This window comes from Hyphomicrobium sp. MC1 (assembly GCF_000253295.1).
Classification (GTDB): domain Bacteria; phylum Pseudomonadota; class Alphaproteobacteria; order Rhizobiales; family Hyphomicrobiaceae; genus Hyphomicrobium_B.
Genome location: NC_015717.1, coordinates 1,403,208 through 1,420,815, shown reverse-complemented (window position 1 = coordinate 1,420,815; position 17,608 = coordinate 1,403,208). Strand labels below are relative to the sequence as shown.

At 57.4% G+C, this 17,608-nt stretch carries 14 protein-coding genes; 9 read left to right on the top strand and 5 right to left on the bottom strand.

Going from position 1 to position 17,608, the window contains the following annotated elements; all coding sequences use genetic code 11:
• Nucleotides 1-54 precede the first annotated feature (54 nt).
• Genes HYPMC_RS06930 through HYPMC_RS06920 form a run of 3 tightly spaced genes read right to left on the bottom strand, consistent with a single transcriptional unit; the run spans nt 55 to nt 6,087 of the window.
• The gene (locus HYPMC_RS06930) at nt 55-1,590 is read right to left on the bottom strand and encodes an efflux transporter outer membrane subunit (protein ID WP_013947149.1); all 1,536 of its coding nucleotides are present in this window, start codon (nt 1,588-1,590) and stop codon (nt 55-57) included.
• The gene (locus tag HYPMC_RS06925; RefSeq protein WP_013947148.1) at nt 1,590-2,906 is read right to left on the bottom strand and encodes an efflux RND transporter periplasmic adaptor subunit; all 1,317 of its coding nucleotides are present in this window, start codon (nt 2,904-2,906) and stop codon (nt 1,590-1,592) included. Before HYPMC_RS06925 ends, HYPMC_RS06930 begins: the two co-directional genes overlap by 1 nt.
• Nucleotides 2,893-6,087, bottom strand: a complete 3,195-nt coding sequence (locus tag HYPMC_RS06920; protein WP_013947147.1) for an efflux RND transporter permease subunit — start codon at nt 6,085-6,087, stop codon at nt 2,893-2,895. The genes HYPMC_RS06925 and HYPMC_RS06920 overlap by 14 nt, the downstream gene beginning before the upstream one ends.
• Nucleotides 6,088-6,517: 430 nt before the next feature.
• On the opposite strand from HYPMC_RS06920, the gene HYPMC_RS06915 reads away from it, so the two are divergent.
• Nucleotides 6,518-8,116, top strand: a complete 1,599-nt coding sequence (locus HYPMC_RS06915) for an MASE1 domain-containing protein (RefSeq protein WP_244420990.1) — start codon at nt 6,518-6,520, stop codon at nt 8,114-8,116.
• Complete coding sequence (locus HYPMC_RS06910; protein WP_013947145.1) at nt 8,113-8,781, top strand: response regulator transcription factor; 669 nt, start codon at nt 8,113-8,115, stop codon at nt 8,779-8,781. The genes HYPMC_RS06915 and HYPMC_RS06910 overlap by 4 nt, the downstream gene beginning before the upstream one ends.
• A 688-nt stretch (nt 8,782-9,469) precedes the next feature.
• Here the strand turns inward: HYPMC_RS06910 and HYPMC_RS06900 are convergent.
• A complete protein-coding gene (locus HYPMC_RS06900; RefSeq protein WP_013947143.1) occupies nt 9,470-10,876 on the bottom strand; it encodes a hypothetical protein in 1,407 nt (468 codons plus the stop codon).
• A gap of 930 nt (nt 10,877-11,806) precedes the next feature.
• Here HYPMC_RS06900 and HYPMC_RS06895 point away from each other — a divergent pair.
• From HYPMC_RS06895 to HYPMC_RS06870, 6 genes are read left to right on the top strand one after another with little or no spacing between them, the layout of a single operon-like run.
• Nucleotides 11,807-12,091 carry a hypothetical protein gene (locus HYPMC_RS06895; RefSeq protein ID WP_013947140.1) on the top strand — a complete coding sequence of 95 codons (285 nt, stop codon included), beginning with the start codon at nt 11,807-11,809 and terminating at the stop codon, nt 12,089-12,091.
• A 25-nt stretch (nt 12,092-12,116) separates the two neighbouring features.
• Complete coding sequence (locus HYPMC_RS06890; RefSeq protein WP_013947139.1) at nt 12,117-12,503, top strand: hypothetical protein; 387 nt, start codon at nt 12,117-12,119, stop codon at nt 12,501-12,503.
• 8 nt (nt 12,504-12,511) lie between these two features.
• A complete protein-coding gene (locus HYPMC_RS06885) occupies nt 12,512-12,697 on the top strand; it encodes a hypothetical protein (protein WP_024275664.1) in 186 nt (61 codons plus the stop codon).
• Nucleotides 12,694-14,079, top strand: coding sequence for an APC family permease (locus tag HYPMC_RS06880; RefSeq protein ID WP_013947137.1), 1,386 nt, complete (start codon nt 12,694-12,696; stop codon nt 14,077-14,079). Before HYPMC_RS06885 ends, HYPMC_RS06880 begins: the two co-directional genes overlap by 4 nt.
• Nucleotides 14,080-14,137: 58 nt before the next feature.
• Nucleotides 14,138-14,812: a hypothetical protein gene (locus HYPMC_RS06875; protein ID WP_013947136.1), complete on the top strand. Its 675-nt coding sequence runs from the start codon at nt 14,138-14,140 to the stop codon at nt 14,810-14,812.
• Nucleotides 14,809-15,102 (top strand): hypothetical protein, encoded by a 294-nt coding sequence (locus HYPMC_RS06870; protein ID WP_013947135.1) that lies wholly within the window; start codon nt 14,809-14,811, stop codon nt 15,100-15,102. The genes HYPMC_RS06875 and HYPMC_RS06870 overlap by 4 nt, the downstream gene beginning before the upstream one ends.
• A gap of 113 nt (nt 15,103-15,215) precedes the next feature.
• Here the strand turns inward: HYPMC_RS06870 and HYPMC_RS06865 are convergent, their stop codons facing one another.
• Entirely contained in the window at nt 15,216-16,841 is a 1,626-nt protein-coding gene (locus tag HYPMC_RS06865) for a PQQ-binding-like beta-propeller repeat protein (RefSeq protein WP_013947134.1), read from the bottom strand.
• Between the two features lie 377 nt (nt 16,842-17,218).
• Here HYPMC_RS06865 and HYPMC_RS23615 point away from each other — a divergent pair, with 377 nt between their 5' ends.
• Nucleotides 17,219-17,596 (top strand): helix-turn-helix domain-containing protein, encoded by a 378-nt coding sequence (locus HYPMC_RS23615; protein WP_013947133.1) that lies wholly within the window; start codon nt 17,219-17,221, stop codon nt 17,594-17,596.
• Nucleotides 17,597-17,608 lie beyond the last annotated feature (12 nt).

The following is a 17,608-nucleotide window of genomic DNA, read 5'->3' as shown; positions in this document are numbered from 1 at the left end:
GCAAACCTCCCGCAGGCGCATCCACGGCGCCTGCAGGATTTATCGCTGCATTTTTCAGTGATCGTGCAAGTGATCGAACGCGGCAAGAACAGCGGGCCTTGCACGCGGCGCAGGAAGATCCTGCTCGAACATTTCCCAGCCGCCGCCTAGAGCTTTGTAGAGCGCAATGAACGCCGTGGCCGCGTCGGCCTTCGCCTGGACATACTGCAGCTGAAGTTCGTCATCCTGCCGCTCGGCATCCAGCACATTGAGCGAGTCCGTTACGCCGCGATCATAACGCTCTGTTGCGAGATCGACCGCGCCCTTGCTCTCCTTGACAGCGATGCCCAGAGACCTGAGAGTGGCCATCGCCGCGCGATAACGCGACAGCGCAACGTTCGCTTCTTCGACGCTCGAAATAACGACGCGCTTATATGTGAGGAACTGCGAATCCGCCTGCAGCTGCTGAATGTGCACGAGCGAATCGAGCGTCCCGAAGTCGAGCAGCGGCCAATAGACCGAAGGTCCCACCGAATAGATACTCTTGGTGACCACAGGCACAACACCGATACCCTGTCCCTGTAAGCCGCCACCCGCCGTAATCTCGACGCGCGGAAAGAGATCCGCGACAGCAACGCCAATCCTCGCCGTCTCGACCGCAAGCTGGCGTTCCGCCGCGCGAACGTCCGGGCGACGGCGGATCACGCTCGCCGGCAATCCCGTTTTCAAACGGCTCGGCGTTGTGGGAATCTGCCGGTAAGCACTGAGCTCCTGGCAAACACCGCCGGAATAGGTTCCAAGCAGAACCGCAATGCGTGCGCACCCAGCATATTCTTCGCTCGCAAGCGGTGCGAGTTCCGCCTTGAGCGTCGCAAGCTGGCGCGATGCGAGCTTGACGTCGAGTTCGTTCGTCAGGCCCCGATCGAAACGCGTCTTCATCAGATCGAAGATCTTCTGCGCCCGCGCGACGTTCTCTTTCGATGCTTTTATCTTGGCTTGAATGCCACGCGTCTCGACGTAAGCTCTCGCGACTTCCGCAACGACTGAGACTAGAACCGCACGCCTCTGTTCGATGGCAACATCCGTCGAATATTGGGCTGCTTCGTATGCGCGCCTGTTCTTGCCGAAGAGATCCAGCTCCCATGCGGCGTCAAAGCCAGCGACGTGTGTAATCTCTTCGAGCCCGTTGGTGTTCGTCCCGGCGTTCAACGGACCAGCGACGCGTCCCTTCGTCGAATTTGTACCGGTACCTCGGCCTGCCGCGGCATTCGCTTCTACGATCGGCAGCGCCAATCCACGAACCGCGACCTCATTGGCGCGGGCTGCGCGGATGTGATTGGCAGCAACTTCGATATCCGGATTCGCGACGACAGCCTGCTGGATCAGCGTTTCAAGTTGCGGATCCCGAAGCAACGACCACCACCTGGCGATCGCGGGCGACTGCGATTGCGCCACCGACACAGCACCGCCCGAGCTGCCGCCGAGGCTACCGGTCGTAAACATCGCCGGCGTGCCGATATGCGGCATCAGATAGTCCGGCCCGACTGCACAACCCGTAAGCCCCCCGGCTAGGATTGGCAGGAGAAATTTCAGTCCCCCCCGTCTCATCATCAGCTTTGGGCCTTCCCGGAGCCGTTGACCTCGACTTTGTCGCCGTCGGAAATCTGGTTGTTGATATTGAGCGCCACGTGATCTCCGACCTTTATGCCTGATGCCAGTTCAACGCTGTCGCCATCGTCAGTCGCGATGGAAACATTCTTAAACGCAACCCGGCCGTCTTCGATCACCGCGACCTGAGCGCCCTTGCCCCGGAACAAAATCGCGGCAGCCGGCACAACAACGCTCTTCGACTGCGCGACCTGAAATTCGGCGCGGACGTACATGCCCGGTGAAAGCGCATAAGCCTTGTTTGGCAGAACGACCTCCACCAGCATCGTGCGCGCATGCGGGTCGACCGATCCGGTCGTGCGCACGATCTTGCCCTCATAAACGCGGCCGGAGCCGTCTGCGGTCATAACCTTCACGGGAGAGCCGATCGTAAGCCGCTCAGCCACGCCCTGAGGAACGCGCGAGAAAATACGGATTTGATCGGTTTGCTGAATAACGAAAAGCGGTGATGTATTAGCGGAGCTGCCCGCCGTCACCAGATCGCCGGGATCGATGCGGCGATCCGTGATAATACCGTCGAACGGCGCGGTCACATTTTTGAATTGCGTGAGCGTCATCAACCCATCAACCTTGGCCTGATCGACCGCCACCTGCGCAATCGCGGCATTGAGCTTCGCAAGACTGCTGTCGTTAGCGGCTTTCTTTTCTTCTCGCTCTTGATCAGAAACGACGCCCTTTGGCGAATCACGCCAGCGATCGTAACTGCTTTTCGCAAAATCGGCATCCGCTTGCCGGACCTTGGCCTCAGCTTTTGCCGCTTCCAGTTCCGCGCGCGCCGCTACCAACTGCGAATCTAGGTCAGGTGTGTCGATCGTGGCGAGCAATTGCCCCTTCTTCACCTTGTCCCCAATATCGACCTTCCAGTCTGCCAGGTAACCGTTCACGCGCGAATACAGTATCGTCCGATACCAGGACGCAGTATCGCCCGGGAGAATAAGGGATTTGAATGCTGGTCCCGACTGGGCGACAGCAACGTCGACCAGCGGAAGCATCGCGACGTTCTTTTGCGTTTCCTGCGCTAGGTTCTCAGCTTCCTGAGCCTTAATTCGGCTAACCTCGACAAAGCCGGCAGTCAATCCGAGCCCGACAACGATCGCGATCATCGTCATCCAGCGCCCTGTTGATTTCGGATAATCTTCTTTCGCGACGTCGCCGAGCCCTTCCTTCGCCGGAAAGTCCGAAGGCGCAAGTGGATCAGCCTCGCAAGGCTCCGTCTGCAGGGCGTTCACGTCAGTCTCGCTCTTCTTAAGCGTGCGCAAGGGGCATCCTCCCGTCTGCGGTTTTTCGAGAAGTGTCACGGCGCAAAAGCCGATACATCGTCGGGACAACAATGAGTGTCGCGACCGTTGCTAGCAAAAGGCCGCCGATGACCGCGCGAGCCAAAGGCGCGTTCTGCTCTCCGCCTTCGCCCACGCCCAGAGCCATCGGGATCATACCGAGGATCATCGCGCCCGCAGTCATCAAAACTGGCCGAAGTCGCGTGTAGCCCGCTTCGATTGCCGCATGCATCGGATCAATCCCAAGCGCGACCTGCTGATTAGCAAATGTCAGAACAAGAATGCCGTTTGCGGTCGTCAAACCGATACACATCAGGCTGCCCATCAGTGCCGGAACGCTGATGTGCGTTCCGGTGAGGAAGAGCATCCAGACGATGCCGGCGAGAGCAAAAGGTACCGCCAGCAAAATGATGATCGGATCGAGCCAGCTTTGAAAATTGATGACCAGCAGCAGAAACACCAGGACGACGGCGAGGCCCATGCCGCCGAACAATCCTGCAAAGCTCTGACGCATTGTTTCAATCTGTCCGCTAAGCTTCACCTTGATGCCGCTCGTCACCGGCGGGCGATCTTTCGCAAGCACCTTGTCGATCGCATCGGCTGCCGATGCGAGATCCCGGCCTTGAACGTCGGCGTCGACGTCGAACACCGGCGCAATATTCAACTGCGACACCACCATCGGCACTTTCGTTCGGCCGAACTTGGCGACATTCATCAAAAGCTGGGAATGTTTGCCGTTCGGCGCCGTAACGGGAAGCGTCCACAAATCCTTCGTTGATTTGACGCGATATGTCGGCGTTTGCACGACCAGCGGATAGCTGACGTTATTATGCGGATTGAGCCAGAAATTCGGAGAGACCTGCGCGCTGGAATTGAGCGTGACAAGCACGTCGTTTGCCAGACCATGCTGATCGAGATCGAGATCCCTCGCCTTTGTGCGATCGACGTCCACTTTGATGGCAGGCGCATCGGGCACCTGGAAGACATGCGAATCGACGATGCCCGGCACCGACTTTAAATCGTGCGCAATCTTGGATGCGAGCGCATACGCCTTATCCGCGTTCCGGCTGGAAATACGAACGTCGATCGGTGCAGGCTGCCCGAAATTCAAGACCTGATTGACGATATCAGCCGGCTGGAAAAAGAACTGAAGCTCAGGGAACATCCGCGGCAACTTACGGCGAAGTTCTGCAATATGAGCAGGTGTCGAAGTATGCTTCTCCTTCAGCGACACGAGAATTTCGCCATCCATCGGACCGACGGTAGCCGTATCGCTAAGGGCGATATTGATGCCGCTGTACGGCAGGCCGATGTTGTCGAGAATGACATCGATCTGATCGTTGCCGACGATCTTGCGGATAGCCTGCTCGACTTCGCTGAAGTCCTTCTGCGTATCCTCGATGCGCGTCCCAGGCGGTGCGCGAACATGCAGCCGCATCTGTCCGGCATCGATCTGCGGGAAGAAATCCATTCCGAGGTTCATTAACGGCAGAACGGTCGCGCCGAGCAGAACCGCGAAGAAAACTATCGTTGGAATAGGATGGTTCACGGACCACGACACAGCGTTGCGATACCTCTCGCGGAAAGCGCCGAAGCCGGTTTCGAAACCGCGATGAATTATGCTGAACGGATTGAAGCGCGACGGCTTGTGCTCTTCGCCGTGTCCTCCGCCATGCTTTCCGACCTGCGACCGCATCAAATACATGAAGAGCACGGGTACGAGCGTGAACGACAGCAACAAGCTCGCAAACAACGACAGGATCACCGACAGCGAGAGTGGCGAGAACAGATACTTGGCGGTGCCGGTCAGAAGAAAAACCGGCACGAAGACGACGCTGATCGACAGAGTTGAAAGGAGTGTCGGAATGCCGACTTCCGAGGTGCCATTGAGAATTGCCTCTTCGATCTCCTCGCCCAGTCCAACGTGACGCTCGATGTTCTCGATCACCACCGTCGCGTTGTCGACGAGAATGCCCACCGCCAGCGCGAAACCGCCGAGCGTCATGGTATTGAGCGTCTGTCCGGCGAGGCAGAGCATCAACAGCGCAGTGATGATGGACAGCGGGATCGATGCCAGAATGATGATGGTCAGCCGCCAGTTGCCGAGGAATAGCAGAATCATCAACGCTGTCAGTCCGGCTGCCATCAAGCCGCCCATCACGACGCTATTCAACGCCGCTTTGACGAAAATTGACTGATCGAAGATCGCCTTGATTGTCACGCCCTTCGGCATCATCCGCTGCAGGCCAGGCAATGCCGCTTTGACGCCGTTGATAACGTCCAGCGTTGATGTTCCACCCGTCTTTCGCACGAGCATCAGCGCACCCGGCGCGCCGTTCTGGCTGACCGAATTGGTCTGCACCTGATGTCCGTCATGCACGTGCGCGACGTCACGGACGAAGATCGTCTTTCCGTCGATCTGCTTCAGCGGAAAATTCTCGATCGTCGCGATGGCGTTGGGCGTGTTGTTCATCGCGACCGGATAGTCATTCTGGCCGACTTTCACATCGCCCGACGGAACGATGATGTTCTGCTTCGCCAGCGCATCGGAAACTTCCGCCGGCGTCAGCCCGCGCGCCTGCAGCGCATGCGGATCGAGATCGACCATGATGACGCGGATTTTGCCGCCATAGGGATAGGGAACCTGTGCGCCATGCACGACCGCAAGATTGGGTCTGAGCACCTGCTGACCGAGATCGGTCAGGCGCGAGTCGGGCAGGTATTTACTCGCGAGGCTGAGCTGAATAACCGAAACGTCCGTAGCACTATAACGGACGATGAGCGGCGGCGTGATATTGCGCGGCATGCTCTTGAGCACAGTCTGCGCGCAACTCGACAGCTGCGTAATGGCGCGGCTGACGTCGGCCCCCTCATGCAGATAGACCTTGATGACGCCGACGCCGGTATAGCTGTTGGCCTCGATCCGATCGATATCATCAACGAGCGACGCCATCTGCCGCTCGTGCTTGATGAGAATGCGGTCCTGCATTTCTTCCGCACTCATTCCGCTGTACGTCCACACGACGCTGACGACTGGAATGTTGATTTCCGGAAAAATGTCCGTCGGCATGCGCGACACCGCGCCGAACCCGAGCAGGCAAATAAGAATGATGATCGCCGCCACCGAATGCGGATGAGTTAAAGAAAATTTTGGCAGCGACATGCGTTCTATGTTCCTAGGCGGCTCATTCCGCCGTTACAGACCTTCTGCAGCCGACCGCCCCGAGCGTTGCGTTCGATGCTCGAAGTTTCTGCGGCTAATTTCGTCCGACCCGACGCTCTCTCGCTCGCACACAATCCAAGCTTCGTCGCCGTTCGATCGGTGGAAGTCTTCCCGTGTGCTGGACCTCGCCGATTGCAGAGACGCGCACTCGATTACAATCATGTCATGTTGCGACGCGCCGCACGAAATGCGCCGCGACAGCAACCTATATTCGAGCCATTATCACCGAGGGAAATTCCGGCCGTCCGCTTGCGTGGCGCACCGTCCGTGACTAAGCCTCCGTTCCCGTACGGAGTGGCGGGACGCTAGGCAGCGTAGGAAAAGAACGATGTCGCAAGTAGTGGTGACAGAAAGAACGCATGCGAATCGTATGGCTCGAATGCAAGCTGCCCCGATTTGGCTGATTGGCCCCGCCTACATCATTGCCTACGTCGTACTGGAATGGCTGAGCATCATCTCATCCACCCGGTCATTCGATATCGTGCCGTGGAGCCCTGAAATCGGCCTGACCTTCGCCGCGTTCCTTATGTTCGGAAGGCGATTCTGGCCTTACCTCTTACTTGCCGTTGCAGCCTCAGACATAATTCTGCGCCGCGATCTCCCGCTTCTTGCGCAACTTCTCTCACCGATCATCGTAGGCGGGGGATACGCGGTCGCGCTGAACTGGGTCCAGCATTCGCGATGGCAATTCGACATCCGACTCGGAACGCTGCGCGACGTTTTGCTCCTCGAGGCGACCGCGATTATCAGTTCTGCCCTCGTGGCCACCGCATCGGTAATGCTCCTTTACGCCTCAGGAGTTCTTACGGCTTCCGGAATTCCTTACAATATTTTTAGGTACGCCGTTAGCGACCTGATCGGTGTCTCGATCATCACACCCTTCATTCTTATCGTCGCAGGCACCGGCGGAATTCCGAAGCCGAATTTCGAAGCCTGCATCCAAGGATTGGCGATCGTCGCCGCGCTCGTCTTTGCATTCGGCTTCAGCAGCCTTCCCCATTTTCGGCTCTTCAACGTGATGTTCTTCCCCATCATCTGGATTGCGCTGCGCCATGGCCTGAAAGGCGCAACCTACGCCCTTGTGGTGACAGAGGTCGGGTTGATCATTGCGCTTCTGATTTCAGGACCGCAGGTTGCGGGCGTGACAACGTACCAGTCGCTGATGCTTGTGCTGGCCTTTACCGGACTGGCCATCGGCGGTCTCGTGACCGACCGTCGCCGCTTCGAACAGGACTTGCGCCTCAACCAGGATTCGGTCTCGCAGATCTTCCGCCTGGGCAGCGCCGGCGAAGTCACGACTGCCATCGCGCATGAAATCAACCAGCCTTTGACCGCCATCTCGAACTATACTCAGCTGGTGCAGGAATATCTCGTGAAGGGCGAAGGCGATCGGAAGATCGCTATCGAAGCCGCCTCGAAAGTCGCAAGCCAGGTGGATCGCACCGCAGCCGTCGTCCGCAACCTTCGCGATTTCATCAGATTGGGACGCAGGCAGATCGGCGAGCAATCTCCGCATCTTTTAATTCGAGAGGCGCTTGATCTCTTAGAACCCAACCTTCAACGGACCGGCGCCTCGGTAAAGGTCACCGTTGCACGCGATATCCGCAACGCCGCCGTTGATCGGCTGCAGATCGAGCAGGTCCTTATGAATATCATTTCCAATGCCATCGACGCGATGAGCGAAAATGATCCCTCGAAGGATCGACTGATTAGCATCAGCGCCAACAACATCGACGGCAACCGCATTGAAATCGAGGTTCGTGACAGCGGCCCCGGCTTTCCCCCGGGTTTCAATCTGAAAAAATCCGGAATTCGTTCGTCCAGCAAGAAAGACGGCCTCGGAGTTGGCCTTTCGCTCAGCCAAACGATTGTCGAAGGACACGGAGGCGAGCTCATCCTCGAAAACGAAGGCAAAGGTGCCCTCGTTCGCATTCGATTAAATTCATTCCCAAGGGGTACTGTATCATGACACTCGCATCAGCAGTCGCGATTATCGATGACGACGAACCCGTCCGAGATTCTTTGTCTCTGATGCTCAGCAATCACGGCTTCGGCGTATGCTCGTTCGCATCGGCCGAACAGTTTCTCTCTGCCTTGCAAGCGAATGAGATTCCTTCATGCGTCGTCTGCGACATCCGCATGCCCGGAATGTCCGGCCTGGAACTTCAGAAAGAACTCGCAAAAAAATGGCCCATGATTCCGCTAGTGCTCATTACCGGACACGGCGACGTCGCGATGGCGGTCGCAGCGCTAAAAGCGGGTGCCCGCGACTTCATTGAAAAGCCCTTCTCACCCGACCGCCTGATCGCAAGCATTTCGTCGGCAATTAATGAGACCGAAAATCAGCGCAACCACGACCAGGAGGCCGTCAAGCTCGCGACCCGTGTCAACGAGCTCTCGGACCGTCAACGGCAAGTGATGGATCTTGCCGTCAAGGGCCTTTCGAACAAGGAAATCGCTCTGACACTAAAAATCAGCCCACGTACCGTCGAAACATATCGCGCCTGGGTGATGGAAAAGACGGGCGCTCGCAACATCGCCGATCTCGTGCGGATTGCCGTACGCTTCGAAGAGATGTTGCTTCCGATGCGAGCAGAAAAAAATCGGCATCAGGGCAACACCGAAAGCGCCTGATCCTTACGACGCAACCGAATGCTTCAGCATGACCGGCGCCGTTTGCAACTGCAAACAACGCCGGTGATGCCCTCCGAGACAGGATCAGTCGTTGTAGCTGGAGCAATAGGTATCGGTCTCGATTTGACCGTTGTGCCACCGGCAGAACTCCTCCGGCGTCTCGTCGCGTGAACTCACCGTATGATGGGTGATATGCGTGTGCTCAGCTCTTGCGACATGCTCAGCTTCCGCTCGTTGGCAATATCGCGTTGCGATCCAACTGCCATTTATGAATTGAAAATCGCCGTCGCACCGGGCATGAGCGCTGGCAGCCGTGGCGAAACCAAGAGCAAGCAAAGAAACAGAGACTGCGAGTGAAAATTTATGCATTGCGAACACTCCATCCGGGAGTTTGAAAGTTCGGTGCTCGCAAGCCGCAAATGCATGAGCGCGAACGTAGCCACCGGCGCAATTCGATTGCGTGCAGACAAATTTAGTTTGATCGCCGATGGAGCGTTATTCCGCTCGATGCCGTCCGACAGATGACGAACGCAGACGTACATCCGCGTAAATACTGACGGCGTGTGTTCTCCGAAACATGCACGAGCAGCTGCATGTTTTCGCGCTTGGGAAGTTGACGTGTGTCTCAGCCCCTCAAAAAAGAGGCGCTGCCGAAGCAGCGCCTGGAGTGTAGAGACGGTGAGTGTCTTTACTGGAAGGGATAGTAGCGGAACGATCCGAGCACGATCATGTCATCGGTCGTCGGCGCGCCGCCATCTGTGCTATCGAAAGCCTCACGCTTGATGTACTCGGCCTGCGCACCAACAGCGGCACGCCCGAACGAGCCCTTATAGATATCCTGCCAGACGCCGCCCGTGACTTCCCAGAGGCGTTTAGTTTGCGCTTGGCACGTTCCCCCTTCGATATCGCAACCTGAGTTGTTGACGGTATCGAGGCCATAGCCGACGTCGCCATCGACCTTCTTGAAGTTCTGCTCGAGGCCGCCATAGGCATACATGGTGTCGCCCTTGAACGGATGCGCAACCAGACCCGTCAGCAATTGCACCGCAGGAATTGCGACGAAGTCTCCATCACTGTTGAAGGTGACGTCCGGCTGTTGCCCCGCGCCATAGCGGCCGATGCCGTTGCCGGCCATGAAGCTCGCCTGCAGTTCCAGCGCCTTCGGAATGATCGGCAGCGATGCTGAGGCGCCGCCACCGCCTGCAAGGATCGTGTTGTTGCTATGGTTCACGCGATCCGTAAACCCACGAACGATACCCTTGATTTCATAGTGCCCCCAGCCGGGATCGAACGCCAACTTACCGACAACGTCAGGCATGATGTCGTTGCTGTAGTTCGCCGTGCTGTTAAGCAGCGATCCGCCCGGATGGTTTGCATCGACGCCCGAAGGAGGCGAACCGGCGATTTGCGTCGACGGGCTTTCGATAGAAACGCCGGCCGCAAGCCACGGAGCAATATCCTTCACCACGCGGAACTGCGGATTTCGTGTCCAATTGAAGCCGACGACGTACTGCGCATCGATCGTCAGCGGGATGTCTTCGTTGCGCGCTTGAATTCCCTTCGTATTCGTCGTCAGCAGGCTCCACGTCTGACCAGCGAGAACGTGCCAGCCCGTCAGGTCGTTATCGTAGGCACCGTAGAAATGGCGAATGCGCGGCGTATAGCTGTTGCTCTCGTTGGAATTGGACGTCGTACCGGCAGCCAGGAAGTCCGACTCAACATACATCGACAGATGCGTGTATTGGTCGAGATCACCCGTGGCCAACGCCGAAATACGGCTTTGACGGGCGCTGAAGCGGGTCTCATGCTCATGCGCCAACGGACTATTGCCGAATGGAATTCCACCGAACGAGCTACCGACGTCCGCCGTTTCGTTGCGAGAGCGCCAGAACGTTGCGAATTCGCTGAAGCCCCCGAACTTCAATTTGATCGCACCGAGACGAATAGTGCCGTTCGGCATGACCGTCACGACTTGCTCGTCATCGGGAACGTTCGGAATTGAAAGATCCGCGGCGAAGGCACCAGTCGATGCACAAGCCGCAGTACCAAACATAGTGCAAAGAGCCAATTGCGCTCTGCCGATGCGGTAGCTCATAAGTTGAATTCTCCCCTGAAGAAACCCCCTCACCGCGCTCAGCAGCGCGGCCCCGGTTGTCGAAGCGAGCAAGACAGCAGTGTGCTGACGTGCATCCTTGTTCGATTGCCCGGTACGAGCAGGTCATCAGTGGGCGTTAACAGGCGTGTAACGATAAGACCCCGGTTGGACACCTCCGTAGAAACACTGAGGACGCCAGCGCTCGTTCAACGGCGACTGTCGGCTCGTCAAAAAATCGATTGTGGATCGGCACGCCGCGCGCTCTCCGCCTCATGCTGCGATACGCGTGAGGCACTCAGCACCCGATGCATAGAAGGCAACGATGCATGAAGATAACAATGGACGGATGCTTCCGACAGCCGGTGCGTTGGGCCCAGCGCACCCATGCCCGAACAAAGAATTTGTTGCAGGCTTGGAAATGAGCCGCACGAAAACTTGACGCTCTTTATTCATCAGGTCGGCGTCTGTCCCAACGCCAACAGAAAGCGCTATCCCGTCGGACTGATCGCACGAGCGATCATCATCTCATTCCTATCCGACCGACGCCAATCAAGCGGCTGACTAAGAAGCGCAAGGCCCAAATCCGCCGCCGTCCTGCACTTGCGAAATTCGCATCCCGATAACTTCGCAAACGCCCAATGAACGCTCGCTGACGCCCGCTCAATAAAACATCTTGCTCAAATACCGGGCACGTCATTGCAGCGCACGCAGCGTAACATTTTGATTTTGGCTAAAGTTGCTTGGTGCTCTGCGGCACGAACATGCGCATCGCAGCATCGAATATTTGTTTCTTATCACGAAAAAATATTGACGAAACGCCGCCCCCCTGCGCCACTTATGTCGCAGGGAGCAACGCTCAAATCGCAACGTTTGGGAGAGCGCGCCAACGGCCTTGCACCCGAGCAGCACTGTGAGGCGAAGGGAGAAAAAATGCAAAAAACGAATTCAGACCCTCGTATCACCGGGAAGTTCTCCGGCGATCGCATGTGGTCTCTGTCCGCGATTATCGTGCTCTGGCTTCTCTACGCATTCGTCTTTTACGAGATCAAAGATTACGCGGGCTCATCGGAAGTTGTCGGCGCGCTCCTCGTCGCGGGGGCGTTGGTCATCCTTTTCAATACCGCAGCCATCCTCGCGATGCTCTTCCACCTGAGCGAAGAGCGCGACGAGATCTACGGTCTCGACCTGCACTACCTCGACCTCAAGAAAAAATAACAAATTCGAATTGATAGGTGGAAACGTGGCCAACTCACACTACGAGCCTCCGAAGCAATCTGCCTTCGGCCAGCTCGTCGACAGTCTGTTTCTTCTCGTGCTCGTTCTCGCGGCATTGTTCACGCCGCTCTATCTGAAACTTGCCGGCGGCGGAAAGATTGATCTCCCCGTTGCCGACAAATCGACATGGGCCGGACTCGGCCAGAATGCCGTGCAACAGGCTCAATGGGAAAAGTTGGGCTTCACGCCTGACACAGCAGCCTCGCTCATCACATCGCGCTTCGACTACAGCTTCAACACCGCCGAGCTTGCCGTCACTGCCGTCGTAATCATCGGGTATTTCGTCCTGCTCTTCATTTTCTCACGGACTGAATACCGCGACGTCATCGAAGAACGCTTCGGCAAAAAGTGAGGCATCTCATGAATAGTTTCGTACTTTTGGAATACGCGGCCTGGGCTCTGTCTGCGATCCTCGGGCTATGGATGCTCTTCGATATGATCAGCACCGACAGGTCCTACGATGAAGAGCTTCTGACCTCATCCAGAGAAGGTGAAATCGACGACACGCTTGTCATTGATCCGCCGCACCAAGGGGGCCATCGATGACACAGTCTACTGCGGTTCACGGCGAGAAAATCTCTCTGCTGCGTGTGCTCGGCCCGGGCCATGTCTGGGCACTTGGCGTCGGCATCGTGTTGGTCGGCGAATACATGGGTTGGAACTTCGCCGTCGGCAAGGGCGGCATGATCGCGGCGCTTATCGCATGTTGGGTTGCCGGCTTGCTATACACCTGCGTCGCGATGATCGATTCCGAAGTGACATCGACTGTCGCAGCAGCCGGCGGGCAGTACGCCCAGGCGAAACATATCGTTGGACCGCTTATGGCGTTCAACGTCGGACTCTATCTGGTGTTTGCCTACACGATGCTCGAAGCGGCGAATGCTATTACGCTCGGGTATCTCGTGCAGACGGTCGGGACGATGGCCGGGTTTGCCGACGTGCACGATAAGCCCTTCATCGTGCTGACGATCATGTTCCTCGCATGGCTCAACTATCGCGGCGTTTACGCGACGCTGACCGTGAACTTGGTGCTGACCGCCGTGGCCTTCATCGCGATCCTGATCTTGTTTACAGCGGTGAAGCCTTGGACAAACGACCTGCTGCATCATCAGGACCTGTTGAACGGTCTTCCTTACGGCTGGCTTGGCGTCATCGCATCGCTGCATTTTGGCCTGTGGTATTACCTCGGCATCGAAGGAACCTGTCAGGCCGCAGAGGAGGTTCGCTCACCAGCGCGCTCATTGCCTCTCGGCACCATGACCGGAATCATCACGCTCCTGATCGCGGCGACGATGACGTGGTACATCTGCTCGGGCTTGATGCCGTGGGAATATCTCGGCCAAGCCGTCACGCCGTTGTTCGATGCCGCACGGCTTACAAGCTCGATGCCGCTGATGGTGCTGCTGTTCGTCGGAACCGTATTTTCGACACTCGCCTCGGCGAATGGCTGCATCAACGACGCATCCCGCGCGTGGTTCTCGATGGGGCGCGATCGCTATCTTCCGACCTGGTTTGGTGCTGTACATCCGAAGAACCGGACACCCTATCGATCGATCGTGTTCCTCGTTCCGGTAGCACTGGTGTTTGCCTACTTCGCGCCGCTCGACCAAGTCATCACGTTCTCGATCCTGTCGGGCCTACTTGGCTACACATACATGTCGCTCAACGTGATCCTGTTCCGCAGAAAATGGCCACTCGGAACGATCAAGCGGGGCTACATCCATCCCTTCCACCCATTGCCCGCGTTGGTGTTGCTGATCCTATGCTCGGCAACATATTTCGCGGTGTTCCTCGGATATGGAACCCAGCTCATCGCGATGCTCGTCTTCTTCATGGTCGCGTCGCTCTGGTTCCACTTCCACCGCTATCAATATGTGCGGCGTGGAGATCAGTTCACGATGCAATGGCCCCGACCACAGGGCTATTGAAGGTGAAAAAGGGAATGGCGGTCGGCGCCGCCATTCTCTTTCAGGCTGGAGACATTCCTTGACCTTATCTCTGACATTCGCCCTCATCGGCCTCGTGATCGTCGTCAACGTCGCGATGCGGGAGCACCGAAGGATTATCGCGGCCCGACGCCCGCTGCTGGACGGTTGTGCTGCAGCGCTATCCGAAGCGAAGATCACACACGGCGGCGACGGCTTCCCGACGCTTGAAGGACTTCACCGCGGACACTATCTCCGCGCCGAGCTGGTCCCCGATACGATGACCATTCGTCGATTGCCTCAGTTGTGGCTGAAATTGACGCGGATCGAACCCCGCCCGCATTTTCCGGAATTTTCATTGCTCATTCGACCTTGCGGCACCGAATTCTATTCGCTGACGGCTGCGCATGCCGTCGTCCTCGATCCACCGACCGGCATCGCCGCTGAAATTCTCGCAAAGGGCAGCGCTCACGCGTCGCAAAACTCGCTCGACGGTTCCGCGCCTGCGCTTCGGCGCATTTTCGCCGATCCTCGGATGAAAGAAGCAGCAGTGACAGCCCGGGGACTTCGCCTCGTCTGGCAGGCCGCCGAAGGCGCACGCGGCGAACATCTGCTCTTTCGCCAATGCCGCTTTGACAGCTCCGGCGTCGATCCCAAGATCTTCGAGAGCCTCCTCTCAGCTCTGGGCGATCTCAGTTCTTCGTTAGACACACCAGATGAGGCGCAGGCCGCATGATTGCTGCGATCGAGCGTCGACCGCTTAACCCCTATCTTGTGTTGGCTCTTGCGATCCTAGCACCAGGCGCCGGTCACGTTGCGATCGGCGAACCGCAACGAGGACTGCGCTTTGCCTTCTTCACGATGCTGCTCGCGGCTCTGACGTGGCATTTCTCGACGCCGGCCCAATCATTCGTCGGTCGCGCGGCGGCGGGACTTTTCGTCTGGGCTTTGTCGATCCCCGACGCCTACAAGCTTGCGCGAATAAGAAGTGAAATCTGGAAGACGAAGAGCAAGCTAGAGCTTTAATCAAAGGCAACGACGCAGGTTTCTTTATCTCTACCCAAAAACAGCGCGGCCGAAAAATCTCCGGCCGCGCTCCAAGTACCTTGGCATCCGAGGGAAGCGCCGAGCGATTTTCGTTACGGTTTCAGCGTGAAAACTGTAATCGTCGGGTTGCCGCCCTCGATGGCGGGCGCCAACTGATGATAATAGCCGCCCACAAAACCTGAGACGACGCCGACGTATTGTTTGCCGCCGACCGCGTAACTTACAACGCCGCCTGCAGCAGGTCCGCCGAGATCGTGCTTGAACAGGACTTTGCCGTCCTTGGCGTCGAAGGCCAGGAAATCACCGGTCAACTCGCCAACAAAAACCAGATCGCCACCTGTCGCGGCAACGCTGGCGATCACCGGCTTCGCAGATTGATACTGCCAGAGCTTTTTGCCCGTCGCATCGTCGAAGGCACCGACCCAGCCTCGCGCTTTGTCCCAAGGCTCAAACTCGAACTTTCCGCCGAAGAACTGACCTTGCTTGTTTTGGCCTTTGGGACTCGGCGCCTCCTTATCCGGAACGATGTGGTTGCACCAGTCGGTCGCGGGCATGAACAAGGCATGCAGACGTGGACTATAGGCGCCGCCATTCCATTCATGGCCACCAAGAAGACCCGGACAAACGCGTCCAAGTTCGGGCTTCAAGTCACCCTCGGCATTCTCGCGCGTGGTGAACGGCACACTGTAGACAATCGTGCGCGTGTCGCGATCCAACCCGCGCAGCAGACCATCCTTGCCGTTGAGAGCCAGGAGCGTGTGCGCCTTGCCATCAATGTTCGTCGTGAAAACCGGCGACGCGTGACTTAGATCGTAGTCACGCACGTCATGCGGGACGGCCTGATAATACCAGGCAAGCTTGCCGGTGTGGACATCCAACGCAACGACCGAGCCGGTATAGAGATTGTCGCCCGGACGATGCCGATCGAAGAAGTCCGGCGCCGGGTTACCGACGGGTACATAAAGCCAGCCCTTCTCGACATCCAGCGACATCGGAGTCCAGAGATTGCCGCCACCGTGCTTCAATATGCTTGGATCCGGTCCCCACGTTTCGGCACCGGGTTCGCCCGGATCCGGCACATTGTTGAATTTCCAAACTTGCTCGCCATCGCTCAGCTTGAACGCACCGACCCAGCCCTTGCTGGCAAATTCCGAACCTGCAGGACCGATGAGTACGAGGTCGTCATAAATCAGCGGAGGCATGCTGAAGAAATAGCCGTCGGTCGGTTTGACGACCTGCCTGACCCAGACTTCCTTGCCGGTTTCTGCGTCTAACGCGATGAGATAGCCATCCGCCGTGCCGCGCACGATCTTGCCGTCTTTGATCGCAGCACCACGCTGCGTGACGAATGTTTCGTGATCCCGCGGCTTCCACTGATACTGCCAGATTGGCTTGCAAGTCGCACCATCGAGCGCCACCGTGTAGTGTGCCGTCGTTGCGAAGATGACGCCATTATACACGATGGGCGCAGTCTGCGCGGGCATCTTCTCAGGGAAGCGGTAGCTGCAGACCTGAGCCAAGTCCGCGGCATTTTTCGTATTGATCTGACCGAGCGGCGAATACCGATGGCCGGGATAGTCATGGTCGGCATAGAGCCAATTGGCTCCGTCATTCTCCGCATTGTTCAGCTGTTCTTGCGTTGGACCGGCAGCGTAGGCGGAACCGATCATCAGATACAGACCGCAAACGCTACTTAAGAAAACGGCTTTGGCGCTCATTAGACCTCCATGAGGGTTGCCAATCGCCCGCAGTCGCGCGCCGCGACGGCGAACGTTATTTAAATGTTGGTACTGCTGACTTGATCCGGCCGGTTATTCCCGTTTCCAGGCCACGGCTCATTATTCGATAGCCGCGTGTCTCATCGCGTCTTCAGGTCCATCTGCGTATTGTTCGGCAGATACTGCCCGCGATGTGCAGCCGATCGCCCTCATCTTGGAATGAGTGATTGACGTCACATTGTTGGTTCGTCGATTTTTGGGATATTGTCTCCAATCTGAAGCTTCCTCCAATTGCGCGCATCGAATAAGCCGGATTTCGACCCTATCGACAGCACGCAACGCTTAACGATGGACCTCTTAGCGATGATCGTTTCTCCATGACAAGTACGCACAAAAAAGTAAGGTCCCTTACCCGCCGCAATACCGTTGCCCCAACAGATAATGCTTCGCGCACTGCCGAAGATGCGCTGAGGGCGATTGATGGCCGGTGGAAGCTGCGCATCCTTTTCAACCTCAACGCCACTCCCGTGATGCGCTTCTCGGAACTCGAACGCGCAATTCCCGAGGTCACCCAGAAGATGCTCGCTCAACAGTTGCGGGAACTCGAGCGCGACGGTCTGGTCGCGCGAACGATTCATCAGGAAGTCCCGCCTAAGGTCGAATACGCACTGACGCAGTGGGGACAAGATCTTTGCCCGGCGCTGGACGCCTTGAGAGCGTGGGCTTCACTCGGAAGTCGGCCCGCAACAAAGTGAAACGGACGATCG